This window comes from Pseudomonas sp. NPDC087029, from assembly GCF_044745345.1.
Classification (GTDB): Bacteria; Pseudomonadota; Gammaproteobacteria; order Pseudomonadales; family Pseudomonadaceae; genus Aquipseudomonas; species Aquipseudomonas faucium.
The window spans coordinates 485,994-509,261 of record NZ_JBIVAB010000001.1 but is presented as its reverse complement, the minus strand read 5'-3'; the positions used below and the strand labels follow the sequence as shown (position 1 = coordinate 509,261).

Here is a 23,268-nt window from a genome sequence, read left to right as displayed (position 1 = left end):
GCGGCCCCGTCACCCACCCCCTTGCGGCACCGGCGAACCCGAAAGCACCCCGCTGGCACCCTCGAATGCCTTGCGCAGGCTGATACCCTGCGGGCCGAAATGCAGCGCATGCAGCGCCGGGTCGTGGTGGCTGTCGCGCACCTTGAGGATCGACAACAGGCGCCGCAGCTGCGAGTCCAGCTCGACGAAGCGCAGCAGCATGAGGTTGTCGACGATGCTCGACAGGTCCGGCGCTGGCGCGGTGATTTCCGAGCCGAAGATGTCGCGCATTTCCCAGGTGAGCATGACGCTGACATCCCGCGCCCGCAGCTCGCCGGTCAAGGCGCGGAAGTACGCGTTGAGCCGTGCCGGGTCGACTGCCAGGCGGCTGAAGGCGCCGAGGCTGTCGATCACCACGCGCTTGCTGCCTGCGGCTTCGACCTGCGCCAGCAGGTGCGCACCGAGCTGGTCGAGCAAGCCTTCGGTGGTTGGCTGCCAGCACAGCTGCAAGGCGCCTTGGCGCTCCAGTGCGGCGAAGTCATAGCCCAGGGACGCCGCCTTCAGCCGCAGGCGGTCGGGGGTTTCGTAAAAGCCGAAATGCAGGCCCGGGGCTTCGGGAGTAGAGGCTCCCAGAAACGCCAGGCCCAATGAAGTCTTGCCGATCCCCGAGGGCCCCATCAACAAGCTGACCGAGCCTTTGGCCAGGCCGCCGCCGAGCATCTCATCGAGTGTCTCGATGCCCGTGGTCACCCGGCTCAAGCTGGCATTGCCCGGCTGGCTGGGGTGGCTGTACAAGGCCTCCAGGCGTGGGAACACGTGCATTCCCGCCTCGTCGATCAGGCATTCGTGGCGGCCGGACAACGCCCCGCTGCCGCGCGTCTTGCGCAGTTGCACGTGGCGCACGGCGCGGCTGCCGAGCAACTGCTCGCCTAGCTCGATCACCCCATCGACCATGGTGTGCTCGGGGCTGCCTTCGTCCAGCCGAGCGCTGGTCAGCAGCAGCACGGTACAACCGGCGAAGGCCGCATGGCCTTGCAGCTCGGAAACGAATTTCTTGGTGTCCAGCGACGTTTCCGCGCGCACCCGGGCGTTGAGCACACCGTCGACGATCAGCAAGCTGGCCTGCTGCCGGCTGATTTCCTGGCGCAGCAACTTGACCACCGCATCCAGCCCCTCCTGCTCGAGGGTGTCGAAGGCGCTGACGAACTGGATCTGGTCGCCGACCATCGCCGGGTCGAAGAAATCCAGGGTCGCCAGGTACTGGAACAGCCGCTCGTGGGATTCACTGAGCAAGGTCGCCACCAGCACTCGCCCGCCCTGGCGCACGTGGCTGCAGGCCAGCTGGTTGGCAAGAATGGTCTTGCCCGCCCCTGGCGGCCCTTGAATGATGTAGGACGCGCCAGCGACCAGGCCGCCCTTGAGCAGCGCATCGAGCCCCGCTATTCCCGTCACCAGCCGCTTGAGTGCTTGTGCCATGGTGGCTACCTTTGCGTTTGACTGTGCGCATCACGCCGGCAGGTCGGCAGGTACAGGCGCATGCAAGTACCCTCGCCCATCTCGCTGCGCACGGTGATTGCGCCATTGCTTTGCTTGGCAAAGCCGTAGGCCTGGCTGAGGCCCAGGCCGGTGCCCTTGCCGAAGGGTTTGGTGGTGAAGAACGGCTCGAAGATCCGCGGCAGTACGTGCGGGTCGATGCCTGGGCCGGTGTCGCTCACCTCGAAACAGACGTAGCCTCCGTACAGCCCTTCCACTTCGCCCGCAAGCTCCACGGCCTCGATCGCCATGCGAATGGTGCCGTGGCCTTCGATGGCATCGCGGGCATTGAACATCAGGTTGAGCAACACCATCTGCAATTGCCCGACGTCCACTTCGATCATCGGCAAATCGGGCTGCAGCCGCTCTTCGAGCGTGATTTCGCGGGGCAAGGCGTGCTCCAGCAGGCCACGGGTTGCGGTGAGCAACTCGGCCGGCGCGATCAGGCTGACTTCGAGCTGGCGGTGGCGGGCGAAGGTCAGCAGCTGCTTGGTCAGCTCGGTGCCGCGCTGGCCGGCATCGAGCACGTGCTGCATCAGCCGCTGCTGGCGCGCCGGGTCGCGGCTTTCCTGGGCCATGCGCGCGGAATTGATGATGATGGTCAGCAGGTTGTTGAAGTCGTGGGCCAAGCCGCCCGTCAGCTGGCCCAGCGCTTCGAGCTTCTGCGCCTGGAACAGCTGGGCACGCACCGCATCGAGCTGCATGGCCGACTCGCGCCGGTCGGTGATGTCACGGGTGACCTTGGCCAGTCCTATGACCCTCCCCTGCTCATCGTGGATAACGTCCAGCGCGGCCAACGCCCAGAACTGCGTGCCATCCTTGCGTACCCGCCAGCCCTCGTCCTGCGCCACGCCCTGCTCCAGGGCCTGCTTGAGCAGCCGTTCGGGGCGGCCATCGAGGCAATCCTGAGGAGTGAAGAACAACGAAAAATGCCGGCCGACGACTTCCTCGGCGCGGTAGCCCTTGATGCGCTCGGCGCCGGCGTTCCAGCTGACCACACGGCCGGAGGTGTCGAGCATATAGATGGCGTAGTCCACCACTGACTGCACCAAGCGCTCATAGCTGTTAGCGGGCATCACAGGGTGGTCGGTGCAGTCAGCTGAAACCATGCAAACTCCACAGGCACAGCAGGAGGGGAAATAGTGAGCTTAGCCAAAGTTGCCCGCCTCCGTCAGCGCGCTGCACTTCAGTTCAGCCAGGCTCACGCTCGACCAGCACCGGGCTGACCCGCCGCGGCAGCGCCACTTTCAGCAACCACAGGCACACCAGCACGATCACTCCGCCACCGCCCAGGGCCATCAGGCGCTGGGGTTGCGGGTGTTCGTCGGCGAACCCGATCATCAACAGGTAGCCGCCCAGTGAGGCCAGGCTGACATAGAGAAACGCCCCCAGCAACAGAACGTGGGCGAACAGCACACGCCAGTACCAGCGGGGGCGAACGAGGCGCCCGGAATCGGTGGAACGGGAAGCCCGAGACATGGCTACGCACTCATTGGATCCAATGGAAGGCGCCACAGTGGCCTAATGACACCTAGGTGTCAATTAACCTTCCGTTCGAGGCCATCACTCCTTTGATCATAGGTGCTGTAGTTGACTCAACTATAACAATGGGTTATAAAGCGCGCTTGATTGTCAGGCCCTTCTGCCTAGAAGCGCGCCGGTCGTCACGACCCTTTCAAGCGTGCGAGTGTGGTGGAATTGGTATACACAGCAGACTTAAAATCTGTCGGCGTGAGCCTTGCGGGTTCGAGTCCCGCCACTCGCACCATATTTTGATGAAGGCGCCCTGGTGGCGCCTTTTTCGTGCCCGCCGGAAATTCAGCGCATGCCTGCTAGAGTGGAACCTGTCTACGTCCACTGGAATGCCACCATGCGCTACTCCCTGTTCGATGGCCAACGCGACATCATCCTCCTCATCGCCCGCGTGCTGCTGATGATCCTGTTCATCCTCTCGGGCTGGGCCAAGCTCACCGGTTTCGAAGGCACGGTCGGCTACATGACCTCGCTGGGCGCACCTGCCCCCATGGTGGCGGCAGCGGTTGCCGTGCTGATGGAGTTTTTCGTCGGCATCGCGCTGATCCTGGGTTTCTACACGCGCCCGCTGGCTTTCCTGTTCGCGTTGTTCGTGCTGGGCACGGCGCTGCTGGGGCACCCGTTCTGGAACATGGTCGACCCTGAGCGTGCCGCCAACATGACCCAGTTCCTGAAGAACCTGAGCATCGTCGGCGGGCTGCTGTTGCTGGCAGTGAGCGGGCCTGGGCGGTTCTCGCTGGACGGGCGCTGAGTCAGTCGTCCACGTCGTCGTGCCAGGCGGGATGGTCGTCCTCGTCGTCGAGGTCGTCGTCGAGGTCATCCAGTAGCTCTTCGTCTTCCTCGACTTCATCTTCGGCGCCCTGGGCATCGGCTTCGATGTCCAGGTCGTCGTAAAGGAATTCGTGATCGAGCAGGTGATCGTGCTCCGGCTCGTGCAGGTCGTCTTCGTCGCGCATGGTGGCTCCTGGAAATTGGCCACGCCTGTATAGGCGCATCGCTGGCCAGGGTCAATGGCTGACGGTTAATGCTGAGTTAACCGATAGCCCTCAGGCTGAAATCTCTCCCTTCAAACGTTCCTTGCCCGCCTTCCTGGCGGGCTTTTTTTTGCGCAGACCCTTCGTCCGAATGCAGGCCGCTCCCCGAACCCAACCAAAATGTTGCGTTCGCACATGATGCAGGAACCGCTTTTTCAAGGAGAGAATGCATGGCCGTGAACATCGACAACCTCATCATCACCACACCCGTTCCGAAATCCGCCAGCAACCCCGTTGCCCTCGAAGTGACAGGCGCCCAGGCCCTGGCGAGCCTGACCAACGTGGTCGCACGCCTGAGCGATGGCTCGATCCGCATGACCGCCCCCACCAAGGGCGCATCGAGCAAGAGCACCCACCGCACCCGCTGCGAATGGAAAGAAGCCGTGTACCGGGCCCTGGGCAGCGCTGCCCGCCACCGCAATCACCAGCGCATGACGCTGGAGAAGGTCAACCTGGCGCAAAAGGTGGTGATTTCCCAGATGCATGTGAAGGACGACGACAACCCGCCGATCAAGGTGTTCTGGAACAAGGGCAAGATCACCGTGGGCTTTCGCGCGGACTTCAACCAGACCGCAACCGTGAGCAGCACCGTGCTGGAGAATGTGCCGCTCGGCAGCCGTTTCGATATCACCATCGACGTCACCGAGAACGGCGCCTGCACGGTCAGCGCAACGTGCGCAGGCCGCACCGGCACCACCGCCACGCTGCAGCTGGGGCCATCCTGGGCGGCGCGGACGCTGAATTTTCATGGCGGGGTGTACAACCAGGTGGACTACAACGATGACACGCCGGCCGAGGATGGGTCCGTCTGCGTGATCAGCGCACTGGAGCGGGTGCATGCTTGAGGCGGGTATTACAGGCGTGAAACATACCCTTCACGAATTTATGACACCCGCCTGGGCACACTGACCCTGCTCCGACGTTCTTTAGGCCCGCCACTTGTTGGCGGGCTTTTTCTTTGGCCGAATGTGCTGTGCAGCCCAGGCCACAGGATTGCAACGAGCCGCTCGCGCTGGGCAGCGCTCAGCCCATAATTACACCAACCTTGTGTGCACTCTGCTGGGCAGATGCCGACTCCGGCATTTTGTACAGCTACTTGGCTGTGCGCTCCTCCGCCTGCCGGCCACTGTAGACGCAGAACGCGGAGTTGTAGCCATTGAAGGCAACAGCATGGCTGAAATCGCAGAAGTAGGCCGGATTCTTGGTGCCAATGATATCGCCCGCTTTGCACTGACCGGGCATTGATTCTACGAGCGTGTCGCCGTTGCTTCCGAGGCAGGCTTTCCCGCTTGAGGAGTCATTGCACCCTGCTAGGGCAATCGAGGCCAGGGCCAGACAGATAAAACGGTGTTTCATAAGAGACTCCTTTCAATAAGCCGCGGATGGTACTTTTTCGACCCGCAAAGAAAAACCCCGCAGACGTTAATCTGCGGGGCTTTCGAATGTGGAGGCCGAGGTCGGAATCGAACCGGCGTAGACGGATTTGCAATCCGGAGCATAACCACTTTGCTACTCGGCCTCAAAGTTCGGAGTTAGCGGCTTTCGCTTTGCTATCTCCTTGAAACACTGAACCTTTTTCAAAGTTCGCTGCGTTTCGATGGGCGCATTATGTCTGCATTCGGCACACCTTGCAACCCCCTGATCAAAAAAAATATTCAAGGGGTTCAAGGGTTTAGCGCAAGCGGCCGAGTTTACTCCACAAACCCACCAGGGTGTTCTCCAGCGTGCCGCTGGCGGCCATGCCGATGCGCTCCTGCAAGCTCTTGCGTTCGGCGTAGTGCAGGTGGAACAGGTTGGCGTTGCGGGCACGCTCGCTGAGGTATTCGTCGCTGGTCTGCAGCTGGTCCACCAGTTTGCGGTTCAGCGCAGCGACGCCCAGCCAGACTTCACCGGTGGCCACCTCGTCGATGTGCAGCTGCGGGCGGTAGCGGGCGACGAAATCCTTGAACAGCTGGTGGGTGATGTCCAGGTCTTCCTGGAACTTCTCCCGGCCCTTCTCGGTGTTCTCGCCGAATACGGTCAGGGTGCGCTTGTACTCACCGGCGGTGAGCACCTCGAAGTCGATGTCATGCTTTTTCAGCAGGCGGTTGACGTTGGGCAACTGCGCCACCACGCCAATCGAACCCAGGACGGCGAACGGGGCACTGACGATCTTCTCGCCAATACAAGCCATCATGTAGCCGCCGCTGGCGGCCACCTTGTCGATGCACACGGTCAGCGGGATGCCGGCTTCGCGGATGCGCGCCAGCTGGGAAGCGGCAAGGCCATAGCTGTGCACCAGCCCACCGCCGCTCTCCAGGCGCAGCACCACTTCGTCACGCGAATTGGCGAGGGTCAGCAGTGCGGTGATTTCGTTGCGCAGGCTTTCGGTGGCGGAGGCTTTGATATCACCATCGAAGTCGAGCACGAATACCCGGCCCTTTTCCTCGGCCTTGGCCTTCTTCTGCTGCTTCTCCTTTTTCGCCTGCTGCTTGCGCAAAGCCTTGAGCTGGGCCTTGTCGAGCAACCCGGCCTCCAGGCGCTCGCGCAGCTCTTTATAGAACTCGTTGAGGCGGGTGACCTGCAGTTGCCCACCCGCCTTGCGCCGCCCTTTGCTGCGCAGGCCGGCGATGGCCGACAGCACCACCAGGATGGCAATTACCAGGGTGGCTGTTTTAGCGAGAAAGCTTGCGTATTCGGCAAGAAACTCCACGTTGACTCCTTATGAACCAGCGCCATGACGGCGCGAAACTTTAGCTAGCATACCGGGGCTCTGAAGACGCTGCCAGCCGAGGCAAAGGGCGGCAACACAGTTCAAACAACCTTTTCAAACGCTTGTATGTTTTTTCGTTGACAGCCCGTGTGGCGCATCCTAACCTCGCAGCAATCTTCAAGCGGCCGGATACTTTCGTGGGCAACCTCTACCTGATCCGACATGGCCAAGCCTCCTTCGGTGCCGACGACTACGACGTCCTGTCGCCGCTGGGCATTCGCCAGAGCCAGGCGCTGGGCGACCACATGGCCGCGCTTGGCCTGCACCTGGACCGCTGCGTGGCCGGCGACCTGCGCCGCCAGCAGGACACTGCCCGGCTCGCGCTGGAGACGATGCACGGCAACGGCTGCGCAGTACCGGCCATTGAGACCGACCCGGCATTCAATGAGTTCGATGCCGACGGTGTGATCCGCGCACTGCTGCCGGGCCTGCTGGCCGATGAGCCGAATGCGCGAGAAATCCTGCGCAACGGCGCGCAGAACCGCAGCGAGTTCCAGCGCCTGTTCGCCCTGATGGTGCAGCGCTGGCACGCCGGCGAGCATGCCGACGATGGCCTTGAGACCTGGCAGGCATTTACCGCTCGGGTGCAAGCCGGCCTGCAGCGTGTGCTGGACAACGCCGGCAGCGGCGACAACATCGCCGTGTTCACCTCCGGCGGTACCATTGCCGCCCTGCTCCACCTGGTTACCGGTATTACCCCCAGCCAAGCCTTCGCGCTGAACTGGCAAATCATCAACACGTCGCTCAGCCAGCTGAAGTTCCGCGGCCGCGACGTGGCACTGGCCTCCTTCAACAGCCAAGCCCATGTGCAGCTGTTGAAGGTGCCGGAGCTCATCACTTATCGCTGAGCCCGGCCTGTTGTTGTCCCTGCGTGGACGTGAATATCACTCTATAAGGAATGCACCATGACCTCCGTAGCTGATGCCGTTAAAGAGATGCAAAAGAAGTTCAACCCAGCCGCAGCCGCAGGCCTGGATCTGGTGTTCGGCTTCAACATCACCGATGAAGACAAGCACTATGCACTGATCGTCAAGGACGGCACCTGCGACCTGCAGGAAGGTGAGAACCCGGACGCCAACTGCACCCTGGTCATGGACAGCGAAACCCTCAAGGGCATCGTCAGCGGCGAAACCGACGGCATGCAGGCCTTCATGGGCGGCAAGCTGCGCGTCGAAGGCGACATGATGCTGTCGATGAAACTCAGCGAGCTGTTCCCTTCCTGAGTGACGGGCACACCGAGCGAGACGAAAACCGAAGCCTGACCGGCTTCGGTTTTTTTTTGCCCTGCCCGCGGCATTCGGTGCAGTGATCGGCCAGCAACACCCACACCTATATGGCACCTGGCACGCTTGTTCCAGCGCAGCAAGGCCATTAGATTAGCCAATAGTCCTTGCGCTAGAAAATAAGGAAAACGCATGACGCTCACCGACCAGTCCACCCAGGTACGCCCCGGCGAAGAACTCGACGCGGCCGTCATCGATCCTTACCTCAAGGCCCACATCCCGGGCCTTGCCGGCACCCCGAAGATCAGCCAGTTTCCAGGTGGCGCGTCCAACCTGACCTACCTGGTCGCCTACCCGGGCCACGAGTACGTGCTGCGCCGCCCGCCGTTCGGCCAGAAAGCCAAGTCGGCCCACGACATGGGCCGCGAATTTCGCATCCTCAACCAGCTCAACAGCGGTTTCCCCTACTGCCCCAGGGCCTACGCACACTGCACCGATGAAACCCTGATCGGCGGCGAGTTCTACGTGATGGAGCGGGTCAAGGGCATCATCCTGCGCTCGGACATCCCGGCCGAACTGGGCCTGGATGCCTCGCGCACCGAAGCGCTGTGCAAAAGCTTCATCGACCGCCTGGTGGAGCTGCACCAGGTCGACTACAACGCCTGCGGCCTGGCCGACCTGGGCAAGCCCGAAGGCTACGTGCAGCGCCAGATCGAAGGCTGGACCAGCCGTTACGAAAAAGCCCTGACCCCCGACGCGCCACGCTGGGAGCAAGTCATCGCCTGGCTGCGCGAGAAGATGCCGGCCGACCACCCGCGCCCCGGCATCGTGCACAACGACTACCGCTTCGACAACGTGATCCTCGACGCCGACAACCCGATGCGCATCATCGGCGTGCTCGACTGGGAAATGGCCACGATCGGCGACCCGCTGATGGACCTGGGCAACAGCCTGGCCTACTGGATCGAGGCCAGCGACCCGGCGCCGGTGCAGCTGATGCGTCGCCAGCCAAGCAACGCCCCGGGCATGCTCAGCCGTCGCCAGTTCGTCGACTACTACGCCGAGCGCGCCGGCATCACCCTGGACAACTTCGATTACTACTATTGCTACGGCCTGTTCCGCCTGGCCGGCATCGTGCAGCAGATCTACTACCGCTTCTACCACGGCCAGACCCAGGACAAACGCTTCGCCCAGTTCATCCACATGAACCGGCTGCTGGAGCAGATGAGCCTGCAGGTCATCGGCAAGTCCACGCTCTGACGACAGACAACAAGGAAAACAGCATGTCCAAGACTCACCTGTTCGACCTCGACGGCAAGGTCGCTTTCGTCTCCGGTGCCAGCCGTGGCATCGGCGAGGCCATTGCCCACCTGCTGGCCCAGCAAGGTGCCCATGTGATCGTTTCCAGCCGCAAGCTCGAGGGCTGCCAGCAGGTGGCCGAGGCGATCATCGCCGCCGGCGGCAAGGCCACGGCGATTGCCTGCCACATCGGTGAGCTGGAGCAGATCCAGCAGGCCTTCGCCGCCATCCGCGAGCAATTCGGCCGCCTGGACGTGCTGGTCAACAACGCCGCCACCAACCCGCAGTTCTGCAACGTGCTGGACACCGACCCCGGCGCCTTCCAGAAGACCGTCGACGTGAACATCCGCGGCTACTTCTTCATGTCGGTGGAAGCCGGCAAGCTCATGCGCGAGAACGGCGGCGGCAGCATCATCAACGTGGCATCGATCAACGGCGTATCACCCGGGCACTTCCAGGGCATCTATTCGGTGACCAAGGCGGCGGTGATCAACATGACCAAAGTCTTCGCCAAGGAGTGCGCGCAGTTCGGCATCCGCTGCAACGCCCTGCTGCCGGGCCTGACCGACACCAAGTTCGCCTCGGCGCTGGTGAAGAACGACGCCATCCTCAAGGGCGCGCTGCAGCAGATCCCGCTCAAGCGCGTGGCCGACCCCAAGGAAATGGCCGGCGCCGTGCTGTACCTGGCCAGCGAAGCGTCCAGCTACACCACCGGCACCGCGCTCAACGTCGACGGCGGCTACCTGTCCTGATCAGGCCTTGATCGCCTGCAGGGTGTAGCTCAGCGGCAGGCGCTGGGGCGCATGGCGCAACCGCCATTCGCCATCAGCGCCTTTGTCCATCTGCCCCGGCAGGGCCTCCCAGGGCAGGCTCTGGTGCTCCACCAGGCCGGTCAGTCGTAGGCCATGGGCGAGCAAGGCGCTGATCAGCTCACCCATGCCATGGTTCCATTCATGGGTTTCGGTGCGGGTCAGGCGCTGGTCGCTGTCGACATAGCTCTGGTCGGTGTGCCATACCGTCGGCGCTTCGTGCTCGAAGTACGGATATTCCAGTTGCAGCCGGTCTTGATGGTCTTCGTTGATGGCCATCAGCATCGGGTGACCATCACGCAGGAACAGGCGCCCACCCGGCTTGAGCAAGGCCGCCACGGTGCGCGCCCAGGGCTCGATGCGGGGCAGCCAGCACAATGCACCGATGCCGGTGTAGACCAGGTCGAAACTGCCGGCGGGCAGCACCTGGTGCGCCTCGTAGACGTCGGCCTGCACGTAGTCGATGGCCGTGGCGCAGCGCTCGGCCAGGCGCCTGGCTTCGAGCAGCGATGCAGCGGAATAGTCCAGGCCGCACACCTGGGCACCCAGCCGCGCCAGCGACAGGGTATCGGTGCCGATGTGGCATTGCAGGTGGACCGCGCGCAGGCCACGGATGTCGCCTAGCCGCGGCAGGTCGAAACGCACGGTTTCGGACAGATGCTCCGGCTCGCCGACCAGGCGCTCGACTTCATAGTCCTTAGACGCCGCATGCAGCGGCGCACGCTCATCCCAGCTGTCACGGTTCAATTGCTGTGAGCGGTCCACGTCAGCCATCCTTGCTCTGCTCCTGGTCTCGACCAACAGCTCGGCGCACCTTACAGGCAGGTGGCCGCTGCGGCCCGGCGCTGCAGGGCAACGCCATCGTTTTTCTGTGCGTAGTAATCCACCCGGGTGCCGCCCGCCTGCGAATACACATCGACGAACGACTCGGCTTCGCGGGTATAAACAGTCAGGCCGCCCTGCTTGCGAGGCTCCAGGTAGCCACTGGCGTCATCGCCGAACACCTCTTCCTTCTGCCAGCTGAACTGGATGCACTGCGCCACCAGCTCCGGCGCCTTCTGCGAGGCCAGTTGCGCAGCCGGCTTGCCGCCACGGGCCGCGTCCATGGTCGCGCTAGCGCAACCGACCAACACCAGTGCCGCAGCCATCGGCAAAATTGCTCGCATGTTCCATCCTCGGGGCAAAAAAGAAAGCGACTCTAGCACTTCATCCGGCCCCGACCAACGCCGCCATGCGCACCGCGTTGCGCCCTGCTGCCTTGGCCTGGTACAGCGCCGCATCGGCCTGGGCCAAGAGGCTTGCGGTGCTGTCATGCGGGCCAGGTATGCCGCACCACAGGCCAACACTGAAACGCAGCGCAATCTCGTCGCCGGCAAAATGCGCCGGGCTCGTCGCGATGGCCTCGCGCAACGCCTGCAGCGCCTGCAACGCGCCGTCGCGGTCGGCATGCGGCAACAGCAGCAGAAACTCCTCGCCACCGTAGCGGCCCATGCTGTCGCCCTGGCGCATGCGCTGCTGCAACTGGCGCACGCAATGGCACAGCACCTCGTCACCGGCCAGGTGGCCGTACAGGTCGTTGATACGCTTGAAATGGTCGATGTCGATCATGGCCACCGCCAGGTGGCTCTGCTCGCCGCGGGCGCGGTCCAGCGCCACGGCAAAGCGCTCCAGAATCGCCCGGCGGTTGAAGGCGCCGGTCAGCACATCGCGCAAGGCCAGGTGCTGCAGGCGCGCCTCGCTGCGCTCCTTGGCCATCAGCACCAGGCCGATCGAATACATCATCACCGTGACCGTGCCGATCGCCACGGAAATACTCTGCTTGAGGTTGCTGGTGTCGTAGCGCATCTCCACGGCGGTGCCGCCGAGCACCGCCACGGCACGCATGCCCAGGCCGACCAGGCTGATCAGCGCACCGATTTCCAGCAACAGGTGCGCCCTGCCCGGGCGCTCGGCGTAACGCCGCGCCCAGTACAGGATCAGCGCGCACTGCAGCATCAGCACCAAAGTCGCCAGCAACATGCGCGGCTCCAGGGTGTCGAGCAGCAGCATCAGGCCCACCAGCATGCACGCCGGGATGATGAAGATCAGCCGCCACGGCATGGCCTGTTCGCGCACGCGGAACAGGCTCGCCGAATAGAACGCCAGCGCCAGCGACAGCAAGCTGTTGCCCACGCCATAGCTCAGCCACAGCGGCGCATGGCCATACACGGTGTAACAGACGTAGGCCAAGGCATGGGCAAGCAGCCCGCAGCCGGTCAGCCACACATCGTTACGCCGATTCGACGGGCCGACCAGCAGCAGGCAGAAAGCGAGGATGGTTGCCACCAGGGCAACGGCTGCGAACAGCGTGGGGGTGTGGGCGATCATCGTGATTCACCGTGTGGCAGCTAGCCGTCTTCAGTGCGGCCTGCCCAGCAGTCTATGGGCCAAGGCGCGCGGCGGCCATGACCGAACGGGACAGAACAGCAGCCGCAAGGCACGCCGTTCATCGTCCACGCAACAAAAAAACCACCCTCCCGGAAACAAAATGGATCGTTTCCAGTCTCAGGCAGTGCCCCGTAAACCTATGCGGATCAAGGACCTATATCGTGATGACCCGCCTTGCAAGCTGCTCGCTGATCGCCGCCTTCCTGTTGGTTGCCGGCTGCCACCACCACCGTTACCACGATGACGACGATGGCTGGCGCGATGGCGATCGTGACCATCGTCACCACCCGCGCTACGAGCGCGACGATGACAACCGCTACCGTGACCGCGACTACCGCTAAGACGTCTTTTCAATCCACTTACAACCTGATGATTTTTCCGAGGCTTCTATCATGCGTCTGACTTTGCCTTCCCTTGCCCTTGGCCTGCTCTTGTGCCAGGGCGCTTTCGCCGGTGACGGCAGCGCCGCCATTGGCGGTGGCCTGGGGGGTGCCCTGGGTAACGTGGTCGGCCAGCAAATCGGTGGCAGCACCGGCGCGGCCATCGGCGCTGGCCTGGGCGGCGCCGCGGCCGGTGCGGTAGGCGCCAACAAAGGCAACCGCACCGAAGCGGCCATCGGCGGCGGCCTGGGTTCGGCCGGCGGTTCGGTGATTGGCCGCAAGGTCGGCGGCTCGTCCGGCTCGACCATCGGTGCCGGCCTGGGCGGCGCAGCCGGTAGCGCCCTGGGCAACCACATGGGCAGCAACAGCAAGAAGCACCACCGCCACCACTGATGGCGGCGCACTCAGGGCCGCCTCGCGGCCCTGATGTTCATCAATACCCCCTTCACCTGCACCTGCCACACTGGCTGCTACTGTCTACTGTGCCCCTTGTGTGAAGGAACATCCCCGCCCCATGAACCAGGAATTGCTCTGGGTCCTCGGCCTGCTGGCCGTCGTCGTCGTCCTCTTCGTCATCAACCGCCCGCGCATGGATGTGGTCGCCCTGCTGGTGATCCTCGCCCTGCCCTTGTCGGGCATCCTCACCGTGGAACAGGCCCTGGCCGGCTTCAGCGACCCCAACGTGGTGCTGATCGCCGCGCTGTTCGTGATCGGCGAGGGGCTGGTGCGCACCGGCATCGCCTACCGCATCGGCGAATGGATGAGTGAACGCGCCGGCAACAGCGAGGCGCGCCTGCTGGTGTTGCTGATGGTGTCGGTGGCCGGGCTGGGCTCGGTGATGAGCTCGACCGGCGTGGTGGCGATCTTCATCCCGGTGGTGCTGAGCATTGCCGCACGCCTGAAGATTTCCCCCAGCCGGCTGATGATGCCGCTGAGCTTCGCCGGCCTGATCAGCGGCATGCTCAGCCTGGTGGCCACGCCGCCCAACGTGGTGGTGCACAGCGAGCTGGTGCGCCATGGCTTGCCCGGTTTCAGCTTCTTCAGCTTTACCCCGTTCGGCCTGGTGGTGCTGGTGCTGGGCGTCGGCTACATGCTGCTGACCCGCCACTGGCTCAATGGCGAAGTGCGCAAGGATGGCCGGGTGGAAACCCGCCGCACCCTGCTCGACCTGGTGCTCGACTACAAGCTCAATGGCCGCGAGCGGCGCCTGCGGATCCGCCCACAGTCGCCGCTGATCGGCCATACCCTGGGCGAGCTGGAGCTGCGCACCCGGCATGGCGCCAACGTGATCGGCATCGAGCGCCAGCACAAGTTCACCACCCGGGTAATTGCCGCCGATTCCAGCACCGTGCTGCACCAGGGTGATGTGCTGCTGCTCGACCTGTTCGCCAACCGCGACGACCTGCGCAGCCTGTGCCAGACCATGCAGCTGGAGCCGCTGCACTTCAAGGCGGCCTATTTCATCGACCAGTCCCAGGAGCTGGGCATGGCCGAAGTTTCCCTGCCGCCAGGCTCCAAGCTGATCGGCAAGAGCATTCTCGAACTGGCCTTCCGCACCCGCTACGACCTCAACGTGGTCGGCCTGCGCCGTGACCAGGCGGCGATCGAGGAGCAGTTGGTGGAAGAAAAGCTGCGCCTGGGTGACACCCTGCTGGTGGTCGGCCCATGGAAGGCCGTGCGCCTGCTGCAGAGCCAGCCCAAGGACTTTCTGGTGTTGAGCCTGCCGGCCGAGATCGACCAGGTTGCCCCGGCCCGCACCCGCGCGCCCTATGCGTTGATCAGCCTGGCGGTGATGGTCGGGCTGATGGTCAGCGGCGCGGTGCCCAATGTGATTGCCGCGCTGATCGGCTGCCTGCTGATGGGCGCCGGGCGCTGCATCGACATGAACAGCGCCTACCGGGCCATCCACTGGCAAAGCCTGGTGCTGATCGTCGGCATGCTGCCGTTTGCCCAGGCCTTGCAGAAGACCGGCGGCATCGACCTGGCGGTCGGCGGGCTGGTCAGCCTGCTCGGCGGTGCCGGGCCGATCGCCATGCTGGCCTGCCTGTTCATGGTCACGGCGGTGATCGGCCTGTTCATCTCCAACACCGCCACCGCCGTGCTGATGGCGCCGGTGGCGATCAGCACGGCCACGCAACTGGGCCTGTCGCCCTACCCGTTCGCCATGACCGTGGCCCTGGCGGCTTCGGCGGCGTTCATGACGCCGGTGTCCTCGCCGGTGAACACCCTGGTGCTCGGCCCCGGCCAGTACCGCTTTGGCGACTTCGTCAAGGTGGGTGTGCCGTTCACCTTGCTGGTGATGGTGGTCACGGTGTTGATGGTGCCTTGGTTCTTTGGTTTGTAGGACAATCCCGCGCACAATGGTGGCATTTGGATATTATCCCTACAGATCGCGGCAGATTGACATCAAGTACCCTGTACAAACACACTGAGGTGTCATTGCCCCAGGTGCCTACAGCCGTTGTCCTGGATTTCGTCTCCGCTTGTCGGTCGAGCCTATGGTTTTTCCAGCACAATCGCGCCTGTTGCCCTACCTTGCACTGTTCGGCCTGACCTTCGCCCTCACCGTGGGCGGCATCCTGGCCCGGCCGATCGAATCCCTGTCGCTGTTCTGGCCGGTGAATGCGGTGCTGGCCGGCGTGCTGTTGCGCTATCCGCGCCAGGCCGGGGTGATCGGCTTCGCCCTGGTGTGGCTGGCGATGGTCGCGGCCGACTTCCTGTGCGGGAGTGCCTGGGCGCCCGCCTTGTGGCTGAACCTGGCCAACCTGGGCGTGGTGGTGACCGTGTGGTTGCTGCTGTCACGCCTGCCCCGCCTGCACCGGCGCATGCGCAGCCCGTATGGCGTGCTGAGCGTGTTCGGCGCCTGCGCGGCGGGCGCCATGGTGGCGGCGAGCCTGGCCTGCGTGGTGGCCGCGCCGTGGTTCGAGCAGTCCCTGCGCACGACCTGGCTGGCCTGGTTCAGCGAACAGTTCTCGACCAGCGTGCTGGTGCTGCCGGTGTTGCTGACCGCGCCTTCGGCCCGCGCATTGCTGCGCAGCTACCAGGCGATCCGCCTGGCGCCGCTGCTGGTGCTGCTGGGCTCGCTGGCGTTTAGCATCGGCTTTGGCGGGCCTGGGGCCATCGCCTTCCCGATCGCCGCCCTGCTCTGGTGCGCCTGGACCTACTCACCCTTCCTGGTTTCGTTGCTGACGCTCACCGCCGGCAGCACGCTGATCGTTGCCGTGGCGCAGAACCTCATGCACTTCAGCGTGCCGCAGAGCGAGCCTGGGGTCACCACGCTGATGTCGGCGCGCCTGGGCATCGCCATGTTGGTGCTGGGGCCGCTGGTGGTCGCCTGCGTCAGCCAGGCCAACCGCAGCCTGCTCGCGCGCCTGGCGCACCAGGCCACCATTGATCATCTGACCGGCGTGCTCACCCGCAGCGCCTTCACCCGCCGCGCCAACGCCCTGCTCGAAAGCCGCCAGCAGCATGCCCAGGCCGTGCCGCTGACCTTGATGATGCTCGACATCGACCATTTCAAATCGATCAACGACCGCTACGGCCATGCCGTGGGCGACCAGGTACTGCGCCACTTCGCGCGCACCTTGCAAGACCAGCTGCACGAGGACGAACTGCTGGCGCGCATGGGCGGCGAAGAGTTCGTGGTGATCCTCCCAGGCCTGGCGCCAGACCGCGCGCAGTTCACCGCCGAACGCCTGCGCCGGGCGGTGCAGGACCTGCATGTGGTGCACGGCGATGCGCGCCTGCAGATTACCGTGAGCATCGGCCTTGACGGCTGCGCCGCCGACACCGAGGCGCCAAGCCTGGACGTGCTGATGGCGCGCGCCGACCACGCCCTCTACCGCGCCAAGGCCCACGGGCGCAACCGCGTGGAGCAGGCCGAGACGCAGCGCCAGGTGGTGTGACTCAGCCGGCCAGCAAATCCCAGGACAGCTTGGCGATCAGCACGCACAACAGCACCAGGAACAAGCCGCGAACGAACCCTGCGCCCTTGCGCACCGCCAGCCAGGTGCCGGTCAGGGCGCCGAGGATGTTGCACGCGGCCATTGGCAAGGCGATGGCGTACAGCACGTTGCCGGAGGGTACGAAGAACACCAGCGCCGCCAGGTTGGTGGCGATGTTGACCACCTTGGCCGACGCCGAGGCGTGCAGGAAGTCCAGGGCGAAGAAGCGGATGAACAGGAAGATCAGGAAGCTGCCGGTGCCTGGCCCGAACAGGCCGTCGTAGAAGCCGATGGCGCCGCCGATCAGCACCGCCAGGCACTGCTCCTTGCGGCCGATCTTGGCCGGGGCGTGCAAGGTGCCGAAGTCCTTCTTGCAGAAGGTGTAGATGGCCATCAGCACGATCATCACCAGCACCGCCGGGCGCATCACGCTGGGCGGCACCAGCGACACCGTGGCGGCCCCTGCGAACGACATGACGAAGGCACTGAGGGCAGCCGGCACGATCAGGCCCCAGTCCAGGGTCACCTTGCGGATGAACGAACGCGCGGCAAAGGCCGTGCCGCACACCGACGCCAGCTTGTTGCTGCCCAGCAAGGCCGCCGGCTGCGCGCTAGGCAGCACGTTGAACAGCGCCGGGATCTGGATCAGCCCACCGCCTCCCACGGCGGCATCGATCAGGCCGGCGGCGAAGGCGAACAGGGAAAGTACGGCGATATCCATCATGGCGCGGTTCCAGGCAGTGAAGGCAAACTGCAAGGCTAATCAAAGCGCCGCGCTTGTGTTGAAATGCCATATTGCGAAAACTGCAACGAGGAACCCTCCATGGCATTGGACATGCTGCGCGAAATCCAGGCATTCGTCAGCGTTGCGCACAAGCGCAGCTTCGTCGCCGCGGCGCGCGCCCTGGGCCGCTCGCCCAGCGCCATCACCCGCGCGGTACAAACCCTGGAAGACCACACCGGGTGCAAGCTGCTGGTGCGCAACGCCAACGCCGTGACCCTCAGCGAAGCCGGCGAGCGCCTGCTGCCGCATGCCGAACGCTTGCTGGATGTGCAACGCGATGCTGCCGATGAGCTGGCAGCGCTCAGCGGCAGCGCCCAGGGCTGGATCCGCTTCGCGGTGCCGCAGCTGCTCGCCGAGCATGTGCTGCCCGGCATGCTGGCGGCCTTTTCCCAGCGCCACCCGCAGGTGACGCTGGACGTGCAGTACCGTGACGAGGCCATCGACCCGTTGCAGGGCAAGCTCGATTTCGTGGTGCGCGGCGCATTCCCGCAGTCGAGCGAGTTGATCGGCTACCCCTTGTGGCGCTACCGCCGGCATCTCTACGCCAGCCCCGGCTACCTGGCCCGCACCGGCATACCCCAGGAACCGGAGCAGCTGGCGGACCACGCGCTGATCCTGCACACCGCGCCGCGCATCCTCAAGGCCTGGCACTTCAGCCGTGACGGGCGCATCACCAGCTTGCGCCCGCACCCACGCCTGCGCCTGAACTCGGGCGTTGCGGTCTACCACAGCGCCCTGGCCGGGGCCGGCATTGCGCGCCTGGCGGATTGGGTGGGCGAAGCCCAGGTAAAGGCCGGGCGCCTGGTACGGGTGTGCGCCGATTACCGGCTGACCTCCAGCACCGGGCAAGACCCACAGATGCACGCGGTGTACCCCGCCGGCGAGCTGCCGGCGCGCGTGCGTGAACTGTTGCTGGCCCTGCGCCAGGCCGGTGAGGCGGCCAGTGAACAGCCCTGATATTGGCTGTTCAAATTCTGTTCAATTTAACAGAGCCCGCCGCCCGCCTGGCCTACAGCGTTTTATCCACAGACCTACCCACGTTTTTTGTGGACAGATTTCCTCATGCAAAGAAGGACTTATCTCACCGCCAGCAACGCCGCATTCGCAGCCCGCACCAGCTCGATCCAATCACCCGCGCTGATCACCCCCGCATGCTCCAGCGCTTCGGCGCTGCGCAAGGCCTGATCGTACTCATCCTCGTCGAGAATGCCGTTGGCGAGAAAACGGCTACGCCACTCCAGCATGGCTGAAGTGGCCTTCTTGCATTCCATCTATGTATTGGCTCCCAGGCAAATGGCCGGCTCGCTGTCGCGACCCATTGTGACGCGGGAGACTACACGAGCCATTTGCACTTGAGAACGACTTGCAGCGACCACCGGTCCAGTGGTGCAACCGGGTAGCACTGCCCTCAGCTTGGCGGAATGGTGCCGAGCAAGCCAATCAGAATGGTCAGCAGCAGAAAGCCACCCAGAAACAGTGCGAGCTTGCCCATCGGAACCTCTTCAAAGTGATGTTGGGACAAGCACATTGTCGACGTCAGGCTGATACGGTTACAGATTCAGGTTCGACGAAAAAAAGCGGATCAGATGGGTTGGCGAGCCAACGGATCGGGGCCTGGGCATTGGCCGCACGGCGGGGGACACTGGGGCGGATGCCGGAGCAATTGCTACATAAGGTTTCCATCAGCAATGAAACACCTGTTTGGCCAACGCCAGCGCGCCGGCCTGCCACTGCACGCCTGCAACCCCCGCCCTGCACGGGCCGGGCCTGCAAGTACGCATTAACGATCAGAAACATCTGCCGTGCAGATTTGTAGGAAAGTTTTCTCGTGACTGTAGGAAAAAGGCAGGTAACTGCCTTCTCCTGTATGAACGCCCAGTTTGATCAGGGTTTTCGAGCTGCTACGGTCCTTTTTCCTACAACGGCAAGGACGCCTACCGCGCTTGAGAAACATATGGATACGTACACAGCCGCTGCCCTGAAACTGCAAAAGACCCTCCTCACCCTGCGCCAGACCCGTGACCGGCTGCGAGCCGCAGGCAACGACGAAGAAGCCGACGAGCTTGCACTGAAAATCGCCCGCGTCGAGGAAACCCTGGCGCAGCTCCCGGCCGCGCTGCAATCGCCCACCCTGCAGTGAAAGCCTGCAGGGGCTTGCGCAGCCAGCCCCTGCTCTGCTGACGATGAAGGCCCTTCAGCTCACCCGACGCGCAGGCGCGTGGCTGCGTTGCTTCTGCTCCCAGTCACCCACCAGCCCTATCGCGACCTCGGCAGCTGCCAGTGGCGTGCGCCCGCGCACCAGGTCTGCGGCGCGTTCGGCGAGCATGATGGTCGGTGCGTTGAGGTTGCCGTTGGGTTCGCTGGGGAACACCGACGAATCGATCACCCGCAGGCCTTGCAGCCCATGCACGCGCAACTGCGAATCGACCACCGCCATGTCGTCCTCGCCCATGCGGCAGGAGCCGCACGGGTGCATGGTGCTTTCCATGTTGGCGCGCACGAAGGCGTCGATCTGCTCGTCGGTCTGCACATGCGCCCCTGGCGCCAGCTCCTCGCCACGGAACCGGTCCATGGCCGGCTGGCCGATGATTTCGCGGGTCAGGTGCACGCAGCGGCGGAAGCCTTCGCGGTCTTCTTCGCGCTCCAGGTAGTTGAAGCGGATTTCCGGGTGCTGGTACGGGTCGCCCGACAGCGCCCGCACGTGGCCGCGGCTCTTGGGCTTGTTGGGCCCGGTGAGCACCATGAAGCCATGCCCCTTGAACGGTTTGTTGCCGTCATAGCGCATGGCCGCCGGCAGGAAGTGGAACTGGATATCAGGCCAGCGCAGGCCCTTGGCCGAGCGGATGAACCCCCCCGCCTCGAAATGGTTGCTGGCGCCCAGGCCGTCCTTGAACAACAGCCAGCGCAGGCCGATCAGCGCCTTGCCCAGCAGGCTCATCTTGCCATTGAGGGTGACCGGCTCCTTGCAGGCGTACTGGATGTAGATTTCCGAATGGTCCTGCAGGTTTTCACCCACCCCCGGCAGGTCGTGGCGCACCTCGATGCCGGCCTTGCGCAATACCGCCTCGGGGCCTATGCCTGAGCGCTGCAGCAGGTGCGGCGAGCCGATCGGGCCGGACGCCACCAGCACCTCGCGGTTGCAGTACACCTTGTGGGTCTGCCCGCCTTCGTCGTATTCCACCCCCACCGCACGCTTGCCCTCGAGCAGGATGCGCCGGGTCATGGCGTGGGTGACCACGGTCAGGTTGGGCCGGCTCATGGCCGGGCGCAGGTAGGCGTTGGCCGTGGACCAGCGCACGCCGTCCTTGACCGTCATGTGCATGGCGCCGAAGCCTTCCTGCATGTAGCCGTTGCAGTCGTCGGTCTTGATGTAGCCGGCCTCGGCGCCGGCCTCGATCCAGGCGCCATACAGCGGGTTCTGCATGTTGTTGCCGTTGTTGGTGGCCAGCGGGCCGTTGGCGCCGCGGTAGTCGTCGCCGCCGAACTTGTACTGCTCGGCACGCTTGAAATACGGCAGGCAGTTGCGATAGCCCCAGCCCTTGGCTCCCAGGCTTTCCCACTCGTCGAAGTCATGGGCATGGCCGCGGATGTACACCAGGCCATTGATCGACGACGAGCCACCCAGCACCTTGCCCCGCGGGCAATGCAGGCGGCGGCCGTCCAGGTGCTGCTCGGAGGCGGTCTCGTAGTGCCAGTTGTACTTCTTGGTGTTCATCGGCAAGGAGAAGGCGCTGGGCATCTGGATCAGCACGCTGCGGTCGCTGCCGCCGTATTCGAGCACCAGCACCGAGGTGCTGGCATCCTCGCTCAGCCGGCTGGCCAGGACACAACCGGCAGACCCGGCACCGATGATGATGTAGTCGTATTTTTTAGTCATTGCTGTAGCCCTTGGCACCCAGGCCCGCTGCCTCGACGGTGCGTTCATTGCGCGGTGGATAGCCGCCCCAGCCCAGGCGAGCGGCCACCGCACGGGTCAACCCGTAGTGGACCAACCCGGCCAGCAGGCAGGACGGCAAGGAAGCGGTGATGAAGCTGAAGTAAGGGGTATGGGCCAGCGTCTGCGGGTTGAACACCACCACGTAGATGGCAAAGCCCGCCACCAGCGCGAGCAGCGCGATGGGGTTGAAGCCCTTGAAGAAGCGCAGCGGCGAAGCGTGCTGCGCGGCGTACAAGTGGCGCAGGTTCAGGCGCTGGCGGCGCAGGAAGAAGTAGTCGGCAATGCCGATGCCGGCCAGGGCGCTGTTGAGCGCGGAGGTCCACACCAAAAAGATGAAGAAGCCGTCGTAGATGCCCGGCAGCAACAGCACGATGCCCACCGGGATCACGCAGAACAGCGCGATCAGCAAACCCCAGCGCATCGCCCGCATCCGCTCACCGGCCAGTTGGCGCAAGCCGATTACCGCGGTGTAGAGGATATTGACCATGCCGGTGAGGTTGGCCAGCGCCAGGAAACTCAGCGCTACCACGCCAAAACCAAGGCCGCCGGCCAGGCGCATCCAGGTGGTGGGGTCGCTGCTGCCCAGGGTCGAGGCGGCGAACAGGCTGACCGTCTCGCCCAGCGAGGCTGCGCCGAAGATGCCGACCAGGTTGGGCCAGAAGGCGGTGCGCTGGTTGCGGCACAAGCGCGACAAATTGCCCAGGTAAGGCCACCAGGAAAAGCCCGCGGCGATGTTGATTTCCACCGCGATCATGAAGTTGACGTGGGGGTCTTCGAACGGCGGCTGCAAGGGCGGCATGGCCAGCAGCTCAGCGATGCTGAAGCGCTGGGCGATCAGGTACATCAGCGCCAGCATGATCAGGATCAGGCTGGGCGCGATCACCGCGCTCAGGCGCCGGATCATGTCCGGCCCGCGCATGGCCACCGCCGCTGCCAGCACGATCGCCAGCAGGCCGCCAGCGGTGACGATCCAGCCATCGCCCGCAGCGGCCGGGCGCTGTTGCACCAGGGTGTCGAGGTTGTCCAGGGCACGCCCGCACATCAGGCCCAGCACCGCCAGCCAGCCCATGGTCAGCACCACCACCGACAGCACATACACCAGCCGGCTGCCATTGATGCCGAACATGCTGCGCAGGAAGGTGAACTGCTCCAGCCCATACTTGCCGCACGGCAGGCTGGTGGAACTGGCCGCGAGGATCACCCCGATGATGTTGCCGATGACCACCGCGCAGATGCCCTGGCGCGGCCCGACGAACAACGCGGTGGCGCCGCCGATGAGAAACACCCAGGTGGCCACGGCCAGCGCCGAATTGGCGTAGGCGAACCCCCAAAAACCCCAGACCCGCTCGCTGGGCAACAAGGGCGTGTCGCCACGCTCGGCGCCCAGGCGAAATTCCGCTTCACGGGAGCTGCTCATGGCCGGCCTCCCCACAGGTAGAAGCCGATGATCACGGCCAGTGCCAGCAAGGCCACCAGCAGGGCGTCGGTCGCGGTCAACGCCCCCGGCCAGCGCGGGCCGGCCTGCAGTTCTTCATAGGCGCGCAGGCGCCTGTCCAGGTCTTGCGCACGCTCCACATCGACTTCGCTGCTCATGGGCATCACCTCGTAGGTTCTTGTTCTTGGAATATGATGCA

Annotated in this window: 26 protein-coding genes and 2 tRNA genes; 13 read left to right on the top strand and 15 right to left on the bottom strand. The window is 64.3% G+C overall.

All coding sequences use genetic code 11. The features are described from left to right. Positions 1-9: 9 nt before the first annotated feature. From ACIPG5_RS02325 to ACIPG5_RS02315, 3 genes are all read right to left on the bottom strand, one after another. Positions 10-1,455 (bottom strand): ATPase domain-containing protein, encoded by a 1,446-nt coding sequence (locus ACIPG5_RS02325; RefSeq protein ID WP_401373116.1) that lies wholly within the window; start codon positions 1,453-1,455, stop codon positions 10-12. 5 nt (positions 1,456-1,460) lie between these two features. Further along, positions 1,461-2,621 (bottom strand): nitrogen regulation protein NR(II), encoded by a 1,161-nt coding sequence (locus tag ACIPG5_RS02320; RefSeq protein ID WP_401373114.1) that lies wholly within the window; start codon positions 2,619-2,621, stop codon positions 1,461-1,463. An 82-nt stretch (positions 2,622-2,703) separates the two neighbouring features. Continuing rightward, positions 2,704-2,991 (bottom strand): hypothetical protein, encoded by a 288-nt coding sequence (locus ACIPG5_RS02315; protein ID WP_176515078.1) that lies wholly within the window; start codon positions 2,989-2,991, stop codon positions 2,704-2,706. A gap of 204 nt (positions 2,992-3,195) precedes the next feature. Between ACIPG5_RS02315 and ACIPG5_RS02310 the strand changes: the two genes are divergently transcribed. After that, a tRNA-Leu gene (locus tag ACIPG5_RS02310) sits at positions 3,196-3,280 on the top strand. Positions 3,281-3,382: 102 nt separating this feature from the next. Beyond that, a complete protein-coding gene (locus ACIPG5_RS02305; RefSeq protein ID WP_236235422.1) occupies positions 3,383-3,796 on the top strand; it encodes a DoxX family protein in 414 nt (137 codons plus the stop codon). Position 3,797: 1 nt separating this feature from the next. Here the strand turns inward: ACIPG5_RS02305 and ACIPG5_RS02300 are convergent, their stop codons facing one another. Continuing rightward, positions 3,798-4,001, bottom strand: a complete 204-nt coding sequence (locus tag ACIPG5_RS02300) for a hypothetical protein (RefSeq protein ID WP_176515080.1) — start codon at positions 3,999-4,001, stop codon at positions 3,798-3,800. A gap of 248 nt (positions 4,002-4,249) precedes the next feature. Here ACIPG5_RS02300 and ACIPG5_RS02295 point away from each other — a divergent pair, with 248 nt between their 5' ends. Then, positions 4,250-4,924 carry a polysaccharide lyase family 7 protein gene (locus ACIPG5_RS02295; protein ID WP_401373111.1) on the top strand — a complete coding sequence of 225 codons (675 nt, stop codon included), beginning with the start codon at positions 4,250-4,252 and terminating at the stop codon, positions 4,922-4,924. Between the two features lie 247 nt (positions 4,925-5,171). Here the strand turns inward: ACIPG5_RS02295 and ACIPG5_RS02290 are convergent, their stop codons facing one another. The 3 genes from ACIPG5_RS02290 to sohB all read right to left on the bottom strand — a co-directional run bounded on the left by ACIPG5_RS02290 (position 5,172) and on the right by sohB (position 6,771). Beyond that, positions 5,172-5,435 (bottom strand): hypothetical protein, encoded by a 264-nt coding sequence (locus ACIPG5_RS02290; RefSeq protein ID WP_176515084.1) that lies wholly within the window; start codon positions 5,433-5,435, stop codon positions 5,172-5,174. A gap of 89 nt (positions 5,436-5,524) precedes the next feature. Continuing rightward, positions 5,525-5,598 (bottom strand) — tRNA-Cys (locus tag ACIPG5_RS02285). A 153-nt stretch (positions 5,599-5,751) separates the two neighbouring features. Further along, positions 5,752-6,771 (bottom strand): protease SohB, encoded by a 1,020-nt coding sequence (gene sohB / locus ACIPG5_RS02280; protein WP_286912138.1) that lies wholly within the window; start codon positions 6,769-6,771, stop codon positions 5,752-5,754. 197 nt (positions 6,772-6,968) lie between these two features. Between sohB and ACIPG5_RS02275 the strand changes: the two genes are divergently transcribed. From ACIPG5_RS02275 to ACIPG5_RS02260, 4 genes are all read left to right on the top strand, one after another. Then, positions 6,969-7,679 carry a histidine phosphatase family protein gene (locus ACIPG5_RS02275; RefSeq protein ID WP_401373108.1) on the top strand — a complete coding sequence of 237 codons (711 nt, stop codon included), beginning with the start codon at positions 6,969-6,971 and terminating at the stop codon, positions 7,677-7,679. 57 nt (positions 7,680-7,736) lie between these two features. Then, positions 7,737-8,054 carry an SCP2 sterol-binding domain-containing protein gene (locus ACIPG5_RS02270; RefSeq protein WP_176515090.1) on the top strand — a complete coding sequence of 106 codons (318 nt, stop codon included), beginning with the start codon at positions 7,737-7,739 and terminating at the stop codon, positions 8,052-8,054. Between the two features lie 192 nt (positions 8,055-8,246). After that, a complete protein-coding gene (locus ACIPG5_RS02265; RefSeq protein ID WP_401373105.1) occupies positions 8,247-9,314 on the top strand; it encodes a phosphotransferase family protein in 1,068 nt (355 codons plus the stop codon). Positions 9,315-9,337: 23 nt separating this feature from the next. Beyond that, a complete protein-coding gene (locus tag ACIPG5_RS02260) occupies positions 9,338-10,105 on the top strand; it encodes an SDR family oxidoreductase (protein ID WP_176515094.1) in 768 nt (255 codons plus the stop codon). Here ACIPG5_RS02260 and ACIPG5_RS02255 read toward each other — a convergent pair whose 3' ends face one another. Genes ACIPG5_RS02255 through ACIPG5_RS02245 form a run of 3 tightly spaced genes read right to left on the bottom strand, consistent with a single transcriptional unit; the run spans position 10,106 to position 12,529 of the window. Beyond that, positions 10,106-10,927, bottom strand: a complete 822-nt coding sequence (locus ACIPG5_RS02255; protein ID WP_401373103.1) for a class I SAM-dependent methyltransferase — start codon at positions 10,925-10,927, stop codon at positions 10,106-10,108. Between the two features lie 50 nt (positions 10,928-10,977). Beyond that, positions 10,978-11,328 carry a hypothetical protein gene (locus ACIPG5_RS02250; RefSeq protein WP_176515098.1) on the bottom strand — a complete coding sequence of 117 codons (351 nt, stop codon included), beginning with the start codon at positions 11,326-11,328 and terminating at the stop codon, positions 10,978-10,980. Positions 11,329-11,368: 40 nt separating this feature from the next. After that, complete coding sequence (locus ACIPG5_RS02245; protein ID WP_286912131.1) at positions 11,369-12,529, bottom strand: GGDEF domain-containing protein; 1,161 nt, start codon at positions 12,527-12,529, stop codon at positions 11,369-11,371. 224 nt (positions 12,530-12,753) lie between these two features. Here ACIPG5_RS02245 and ACIPG5_RS02240 point away from each other — a divergent pair, with 224 nt between their 5' ends. The 4 genes from ACIPG5_RS02240 (at position 12,754) to ACIPG5_RS02225 (ending at position 16,874) form a co-directional block, all read left to right on the top strand. Then, on the top strand, positions 12,754-12,930 hold the full coding sequence (locus tag ACIPG5_RS02240) for a hypothetical protein (RefSeq protein ID WP_176515102.1): 177 nt from the start codon (positions 12,754-12,756) through the stop codon (positions 12,928-12,930). Positions 12,931-12,981: 51 nt separating this feature from the next. After that, positions 12,982-13,362, top strand: a complete 381-nt coding sequence (locus ACIPG5_RS02235) for a glycine zipper domain-containing protein (RefSeq protein ID WP_236235433.1) — start codon at positions 12,982-12,984, stop codon at positions 13,360-13,362. Between the two features lie 121 nt (positions 13,363-13,483). After that, positions 13,484-15,313: an SLC13 family permease gene (locus ACIPG5_RS02230; protein ID WP_176515105.1), complete on the top strand. Its 1,830-nt coding sequence runs from the start codon at positions 13,484-13,486 to the stop codon at positions 15,311-15,313. A 139-nt stretch (positions 15,314-15,452) separates the two neighbouring features. After that, positions 15,453-16,874 (top strand): diguanylate cyclase, encoded by a 1,422-nt coding sequence (locus tag ACIPG5_RS02225; RefSeq protein WP_401373099.1) that lies wholly within the window; start codon positions 15,453-15,455, stop codon positions 16,872-16,874. A gap of 1 nt (position 16,875) precedes the next feature. Here ACIPG5_RS02225 and ACIPG5_RS02220 read toward each other — a convergent pair whose 3' ends face one another. After that, positions 16,876-17,637 (bottom strand): TSUP family transporter, encoded by a 762-nt coding sequence (locus tag ACIPG5_RS02220; RefSeq protein ID WP_176515109.1) that lies wholly within the window; start codon positions 17,635-17,637, stop codon positions 16,876-16,878. Positions 17,638-17,736: 99 nt separating this feature from the next. Between ACIPG5_RS02220 and ACIPG5_RS02215 the strand changes: the two genes are divergently transcribed. Continuing rightward, positions 17,737-18,654 (top strand): LysR substrate-binding domain-containing protein, encoded by a 918-nt coding sequence (locus ACIPG5_RS02215; RefSeq protein ID WP_401373097.1) that lies wholly within the window; start codon positions 17,737-17,739, stop codon positions 18,652-18,654. 119 nt (positions 18,655-18,773) lie between these two features. On the opposite strand, the gene ACIPG5_RS02210 is transcribed toward ACIPG5_RS02215, so the two are convergent. Next, positions 18,774-18,968: a hypothetical protein gene (locus ACIPG5_RS02210; RefSeq protein WP_176515113.1), complete on the bottom strand. Its 195-nt coding sequence runs from the start codon at positions 18,966-18,968 to the stop codon at positions 18,774-18,776. Positions 18,969-19,651: 683 nt separating this feature from the next. Here ACIPG5_RS02210 and ACIPG5_RS02205 point away from each other — a divergent pair. Continuing rightward, positions 19,652-19,837 carry a hypothetical protein gene (locus ACIPG5_RS02205; RefSeq protein ID WP_176515115.1) on the top strand — a complete coding sequence of 62 codons (186 nt, stop codon included), beginning with the start codon at positions 19,652-19,654 and terminating at the stop codon, positions 19,835-19,837. A 54-nt stretch (positions 19,838-19,891) separates the two neighbouring features. On the opposite strand, the gene betA is transcribed toward ACIPG5_RS02205, so the two are convergent. The 3 genes from betA to ACIPG5_RS02190 are packed head-to-tail and all read right to left on the bottom strand — an operon-like array spanning position 19,892 to position 23,227. Further along, positions 19,892-21,574 (bottom strand): choline dehydrogenase, encoded by a 1,683-nt coding sequence (gene betA / locus ACIPG5_RS02200; protein ID WP_176515117.1) that lies wholly within the window; start codon positions 21,572-21,574, stop codon positions 19,892-19,894. Next, a complete protein-coding gene (locus ACIPG5_RS02195) occupies positions 21,567-23,051 on the bottom strand; it encodes a purine-cytosine permease family protein (RefSeq protein ID WP_401373093.1) in 1,485 nt (494 codons plus the stop codon). The genes betA and ACIPG5_RS02195 overlap by 8 nt, the downstream gene beginning before the upstream one ends. Beyond that, positions 23,048-23,227 (bottom strand): hypothetical protein, encoded by a 180-nt coding sequence (locus tag ACIPG5_RS02190; RefSeq protein ID WP_176515119.1) that lies wholly within the window; start codon positions 23,225-23,227, stop codon positions 23,048-23,050. The genes ACIPG5_RS02195 and ACIPG5_RS02190 overlap by 4 nt, the downstream gene beginning before the upstream one ends. Positions 23,228-23,268: the final 41 nt, after the last annotated feature.

Excerpts from the sequence above, each read along its gene's own strand:
- ACIPG5_RS02325 (WP_401373116.1), bottom strand. The coding sequence starts at position 1,455 with ATGGCACAAGCACTCAAGCGGCTGGTGACGGGAATAGCGGGGCTCGAT.
- ACIPG5_RS02320 (WP_401373114.1), bottom strand. The coding sequence starts at position 2,621 with ATGGTTTCAGCTGACTGCACCGACCACCCTGTGATGCCCGCTAACAGC.
- ACIPG5_RS02315 (WP_176515078.1), bottom strand. The coding sequence starts at position 2,991 with ATGTCTCGGGCTTCCCGTTCCACCGATTCCGGGCGCCTCGTTCGCCCC.
- ACIPG5_RS02305 (WP_236235422.1), top strand. The coding sequence starts at position 3,383 with ATGCGCTACTCCCTGTTCGATGGCCAACGCGACATCATCCTCCTCATC.
- ACIPG5_RS02300 (WP_176515080.1), bottom strand. The coding sequence starts at position 4,001 with ATGCGCGACGAAGACGACCTGCACGAGCCGGAGCACGATCACCTGCTC.
- ACIPG5_RS02295 (WP_401373111.1), top strand. The coding sequence starts at position 4,250 with ATGGCCGTGAACATCGACAACCTCATCATCACCACACCCGTTCCGAAA.
- ACIPG5_RS02290 (WP_176515084.1), bottom strand. The coding sequence starts at position 5,435 with ATGAAACACCGTTTTATCTGTCTGGCCCTGGCCTCGATTGCCCTAGCA.
- ACIPG5_RS02270 (WP_176515090.1), top strand. The coding sequence starts at position 7,737 with ATGACCTCCGTAGCTGATGCCGTTAAAGAGATGCAAAAGAAGTTCAAC.
- ACIPG5_RS02265 (WP_401373105.1), top strand. The coding sequence starts at position 8,247 with ATGACGCTCACCGACCAGTCCACCCAGGTACGCCCCGGCGAAGAACTC.
- ACIPG5_RS02260 (WP_176515094.1), top strand. The coding sequence starts at position 9,338 with ATGTCCAAGACTCACCTGTTCGACCTCGACGGCAAGGTCGCTTTCGTC.
- ACIPG5_RS02250 (WP_176515098.1), bottom strand. The coding sequence starts at position 11,328 with ATGCGAGCAATTTTGCCGATGGCTGCGGCACTGGTGTTGGTCGGTTGC.
- ACIPG5_RS02245 (WP_286912131.1), bottom strand. The coding sequence starts at position 12,529 with ATGATCGCCCACACCCCCACGCTGTTCGCAGCCGTTGCCCTGGTGGCA.
- ACIPG5_RS02240 (WP_176515102.1), top strand. The coding sequence starts at position 12,754 with ATGACCCGCCTTGCAAGCTGCTCGCTGATCGCCGCCTTCCTGTTGGTT.
- ACIPG5_RS02235 (WP_236235433.1), top strand. The coding sequence starts at position 12,982 with ATGCGTCTGACTTTGCCTTCCCTTGCCCTTGGCCTGCTCTTGTGCCAG.
- ACIPG5_RS02230 (WP_176515105.1), top strand. The coding sequence starts at position 13,484 with ATGAACCAGGAATTGCTCTGGGTCCTCGGCCTGCTGGCCGTCGTCGTC.
- ACIPG5_RS02220 (WP_176515109.1), bottom strand. The coding sequence starts at position 17,637 with ATGATGGATATCGCCGTACTTTCCCTGTTCGCCTTCGCCGCCGGCCTG.
- ACIPG5_RS02215 (WP_401373097.1), top strand. The coding sequence starts at position 17,737 with ATGGCATTGGACATGCTGCGCGAAATCCAGGCATTCGTCAGCGTTGCG.
- ACIPG5_RS02210 (WP_176515113.1), bottom strand. The coding sequence starts at position 18,968 with ATGGAATGCAAGAAGGCCACTTCAGCCATGCTGGAGTGGCGTAGCCGT.
- ACIPG5_RS02205 (WP_176515115.1), top strand. The coding sequence starts at position 19,652 with ATGGATACGTACACAGCCGCTGCCCTGAAACTGCAAAAGACCCTCCTC.
- betA (WP_176515117.1), bottom strand. The coding sequence starts at position 21,574 with ATGACTAAAAAATACGACTACATCATCATCGGTGCCGGGTCTGCCGGT.
- ACIPG5_RS02195 (WP_401373093.1), bottom strand. The coding sequence starts at position 23,051 with ATGAGCAGCTCCCGTGAAGCGGAATTTCGCCTGGGCGCCGAGCGTGGC.
- ACIPG5_RS02190 (WP_176515119.1), bottom strand. The coding sequence starts at position 23,227 with ATGAGCAGCGAAGTCGATGTGGAGCGTGCGCAAGACCTGGACAGGCGC.